Source organism: Citricoccus sp., assembly GCF_032154715.1.
Classification (GTDB): domain Bacteria; phylum Actinomycetota; class Actinomycetes; order Actinomycetales; family Micrococcaceae; genus Citricoccus.
In genome coordinates, this window is the sequence record NZ_JALDXU010000153.1 from 1 (window position 1) to 3,869 (window position 3,869).

General features: G+C 74.8%; 4 protein-coding genes. 2 read left to right on the forward strand and 2 right to left on the reverse strand.

Annotation, left to right across the window (positions count from 1 at the left end):
- Together RUH65_RS15400 and RUH65_RS15405 are read right to left on the reverse strand one after the other, a co-directional pair.
- Positions 1-2,283, reverse strand: a 2,283-nt coding sequence (locus tag RUH65_RS15400) for a helicase-associated domain-containing protein (protein WP_313818519.1), incomplete at its 3' end; no start/stop codon positions are given.
- A gap of 16 nt (positions 2,284-2,299) precedes the next feature.
- Positions 2,300-2,587 (reverse strand): hypothetical protein, encoded by a 288-nt coding sequence (locus RUH65_RS15405; RefSeq protein WP_313818520.1) that lies wholly within the window; start codon positions 2,585-2,587, stop codon positions 2,300-2,302.
- A 325-nt stretch (positions 2,588-2,912) separates the two neighbouring features.
- On the opposite strand from RUH65_RS15405, the gene RUH65_RS15410 reads away from it, so the two are divergent.
- The gene (locus tag RUH65_RS15410) at positions 2,913-3,296 is read left to right on the forward strand and encodes a cold shock domain-containing protein (protein ID WP_313818521.1); all 384 of its coding nucleotides are present in this window, start codon (positions 2,913-2,915) and stop codon (positions 3,294-3,296) included.
- Positions 3,280-3,831 carry a DUF3027 domain-containing protein gene (locus RUH65_RS15415; RefSeq protein ID WP_313818522.1) on the forward strand — a complete coding sequence of 184 codons (552 nt, stop codon included), beginning with the start codon at positions 3,280-3,282 and terminating at the stop codon, positions 3,829-3,831. The genes RUH65_RS15410 and RUH65_RS15415 overlap by 17 nt, the downstream gene beginning before the upstream one ends.
- The last annotated feature ends 38 nt before the right edge of the window (positions 3,832-3,869 follow it).

Below are 3,869 nucleotides of genomic sequence, written 5' to 3' on the forward strand. Positions count from 1 at the left end.
GCGGTCCGGAACGAGGCAGCGGACGCGTCCGCCGGCGACGGCCAGGGGCACCACGCGGCGGGACTGCCGCCGGCCCCGCTGGTCCACGGTGACGAGATCGACCTCGGTCCGCTGGCGCGCGGCCTGGTGCAGCACGGCCACCGCCTCCTCGGTCCCCGCACCGCTCGGGGCCGGCTGTGGGGCCGAGCGCAGCCGGGCGATCTGCGCGGCCAGCTCCTCCTCGGACGGTGACCAGCGCACGGACCGGACCGGCTCGGGGAAGGCGCCGTCCCCGGCGTTCGTGCGCAGTCTCGCCTCGGCAGCGGTGCCGCTGCTCGGGTCACGCCGGGCGGATGCCGCCCGGTGCCCGGCCTCCGCCAGCATCCGGTGCAGGACCGCCGGGCCGACGCCGGCCGCCACCACGGTGGGCGCCAACCGTTCCAGCTGGGCCGCGGCGAGCGCCGGATCGGCGACGATGATGTCCAGCAGATCCTCGTCCTCGGAGCGCAGCCAGGCACCCGCGGCCCCGAGGGTGAGCGTGCCGTGGCGCCGGGCCACGTCCCGGATCAGGTATCGCAGCGACTGCGGGATCGCGTCCTCGGTGTGGTCCTCGAGGAAGGCCTCGAGGTCCCCGGCGGTGGATCCCGCCTCCAGCGCCCGGTGCAGCGAGGCATCGGAGAACCGGTAGACCCGGGCAGCGCCATCACCCTCCACCTCGGCCATCGCCGCCAGCCGTCCGGCCACGTCCGGATCCAGGTAGCCCGGGGCCACGGCGGTCAGGTCCCCCTGCAGGCGCACCCGGGTGAGCGCGGCCGGCAGGGCGGTCCCGACGGCGGTGGCGGCCTCGTCGAGCCGCCCTGCCGCCACGAGTGCGCCGGCGGCAGTGAGGGCCCCGGCGCCGACCAGCCCTAGGCGGTCGGCCTCCGCCAGCAACGGGAGGGTGAAGCAGGTGCTGCGGGCCTGCCGGCGGGGCCGGCGCCACCGTTGACGGTCCGGGACGGCCTCGTCCAACCGGGTGCCCGGCTGCTCGTCCGAGACCTCCAGGGCCGCCTCGAGGACGGCCGCGCGGAGCCGGGGCGCGTCCGGGCGATTGCGGTCCGGGGCCAGGGCCCGCCCGGAGGCGCCCGCCGGGCCGGGTCCCGAGCCGCCGGGCGGCACCGGGCCCAGCATCGGTGCCCGGCCGCTGGTCAGCCATCCGGCGACGAGGGCCTCCCACTGCACCTGGCGTTCGCTGCGCCGCCAGGCCGGGACCGTGGCGGCGCGGACCCAGGTGGAGGTGTCCGGGTCCAGGACCACGAGACCGGCGGACGCCAGCAGCTCCAACAGCCAGGAGACGTCCTCGGGGGTGCCGCCCGCGGTGCCGGCCAGCCGTTTCAGGTCCCGCACGCCCACCCCGCCTGAACGCAGGGTCGGCAGCCCGCCGCCCAGCGCCTCCAGGAGGTCGGCGGCGCCGCGCAACAGGTCGCCGACGGCGGCCAGGGCGGCGTTGCGGGACACGGCCGGGTTGACGGTGCGGCCGGACGGAGCCGGTGGCTCCGGATGCACGGTGCGGCCGGCGGTCCCCTGACGCCAGGCCAGGCCGGCCTCCAGCGGGTGTTCGGCCACGGATCCCCCGGAGCCGGCGTGGTCCCCGTCCAGCGGCACCAGCAGGCCGGTGCGCAGGAGCACCTCGTGGACGGGCCCGGCCGGCTCGGGGACGCGGGCGACGGGCGAGGACTGCAGCGCATTCAGGGCCGCGGTGACGCGGGTCAGGAGCTCGCCCTGGACCGCCTCGCTGCCGAGCAGGGCCAGTACCCCCGCACGGTCAGTGGGCAGGACGGTCCCGGAGCCGAGGGCGGCGCCGGTCCGTCCGAAGGACCACGGGTGGGGGCCCAGTGCGGCGGCGACCGGTACGGGGATCCGCCAGCCGGCGGCATGCTCCACCACGAGGGCGGCCTCGGCGAGATCGTGCACCAGGGCGCTGATGGCCGCGAGGTGCGTGTCATCGGCGGCCGACTCGGCGAGTGGCGGTGCCGTGCCGTCCGTCAGGAACGAGGCGATCCGGGAGAGCGTGACGGTGGTGCCGGCGTCGGGCCCGGTGGGTGGTAGCTGGTCCAGGACTGCCATGCCTTCGAGGACGTCCAGATGGGCGCGGTCCAGGCCGTCCAGCGCTCGCAGGACGGACATCTGCGTACTGGCGCGGGCTGCCAGGGCGGCGAAGTCGGGGACGGGAGGGTGGCACAGATCCGGGCGCAGCGAGAACAGCCGCTCCAGGCGGTGGTCCGGCCAACCGGAGAGGCGGTCCGTCAGGGTGGTGGCCCTCATGCGCACCGTCGCCGGGTCAGGCGCGGCGTCTCAGGACGGCCTTGGCCACCACGTAGGCGAGCATCAGGACGAAGCCGAGCGGGAGGCCGTAGAGGCCGAACCAGTAGAAGAGCGGCCAGGCAGTGACATTGAGGAAGTAGGAGACCAGCAGCAACACCGTGGCCGCGAAGGAGACCGCGGTCAGGGTGGCACCCACTACCAGCAGGGCCCTCAGCCAGAGCGAGGTCTCCGTGGTGGACGGGGCCGCGGCCCCGGGGGAGCCGTGGACACGGGCGTCGGGGGAGACGAAGGGGCGAACGGACATGGCCCCCAGTCTACGCCGGTGCGCACTGGGGCCCTCGGAGCGGAAGCGACGGGAGAAAACCGCGGGTGAGAGGGTATCCTGAAGGGGTTACAGACTTTCCCTTCCGACCGGCACGGGCCGCGGCACGGTGGAGCAGGGCCGCCCGGACCACGATGTCCGAGGACAGGACCACTCCGCGAGCCGGCAGCGCAGCCAGGGCCCGGGAGCCTGCCGGACCATGAGAGTCCGCGGCCACCGAATGGGCCCGGGGCGATGATTCGACCGGGCGGCCACGGCGCACCGACAGGGCCGGAAGGGGCACCGAGGAGAGATAAGGACATCAAGAATGCCGACCGGCAAAGTAAAGTTCTACGATTCGACCAAGGGCTTCGGCTTCATCCACACGGATGAGGGCCACGAGGTCCACCTGCCCGCCTCCGCACTGCCTGAGGGCGTGTCCGAGGTCCGGGCCGGCACCCGCCTGGAGTTCGGGGTGGCCGAGGGCCGCCGCGGTCCCCAGGCCCTGAGCGCCCGCATCCTCAGCGACAGTCCCTCCGTGGTCCGGGCGACCCGCCGCAAGCCGCAGGACATGGCCGTGGTGGTCGAGGACCTCATCAAGTGGATGGACGTGGCCTCCAACAGCCTGCGCAAGGGCAAGTACCCGCAGAAGGCGCAGGCCGAGAAGATCGCCATGGCCCTGCGCAAGGTGGCCGATGAACTTGAAGCCTGAGACCTCCGCCCCTGAGGCCGTCGGGGACGTCGCCACCGAGACCGTGCAGTCCGCAGGCCGGTCCGTGCGGATCCCGCCGAAGCCGACGCGGGCACCGCGCAAGCGCACCCCCAAACTGGACGACCTGCTGGCCGCGGCCGTGGCCGAGGCCAGGGCGGCGCTGGAGGGCCTGGCCGAGGACGGGGACATCGGCGAGCACGTGGGCACCGTGGCGGACGACGACCGCCTGGTCACCCATCGCTTCGCCGCGACCCTGCCCGGCTACGGCGGATGGGAGTGGTTCGCCACCCTGTCCCGGGCACCCCGCAGCAAGGTCGTCACCGTGTGCGAGACCGGGCTGCTGCCCGGGGCGACGGCGATCCTGGCGCCCGACTGGCTGCCGTGGTCGGAGCGGGTGAGCCAGGAGGAGAAGATCCGCCTGGACGCGATTGCCGCCGGGGAGGACCCGGAGAAGGCCGTGGCCCGCGCCCAGGGCGAGCAACAGGACTCGCAGCAGGACGGCCCCCGGGACGAGGACTCGGCACCGCACGGCTGAGTGCCCCAGGACCGGGCCGAAGGACAACGACGGGGGGG

Excerpts from the sequence above, each read along its gene's own strand:
- RUH65_RS15405 (WP_313818520.1), bottom strand. The coding sequence starts at position 2,587 with ATGTCCGTTCGCCCCTTCGTCTCCCCCGACGCCCGTGTCCACGGCTCC.
- RUH65_RS15410 (WP_313818521.1), top strand. The coding sequence starts at position 2,913 with ATGCCGACCGGCAAAGTAAAGTTCTACGATTCGACCAAGGGCTTCGGC.
- RUH65_RS15415 (WP_313818522.1), top strand. The coding sequence starts at position 3,280 with ATGAACTTGAAGCCTGAGACCTCCGCCCCTGAGGCCGTCGGGGACGTC.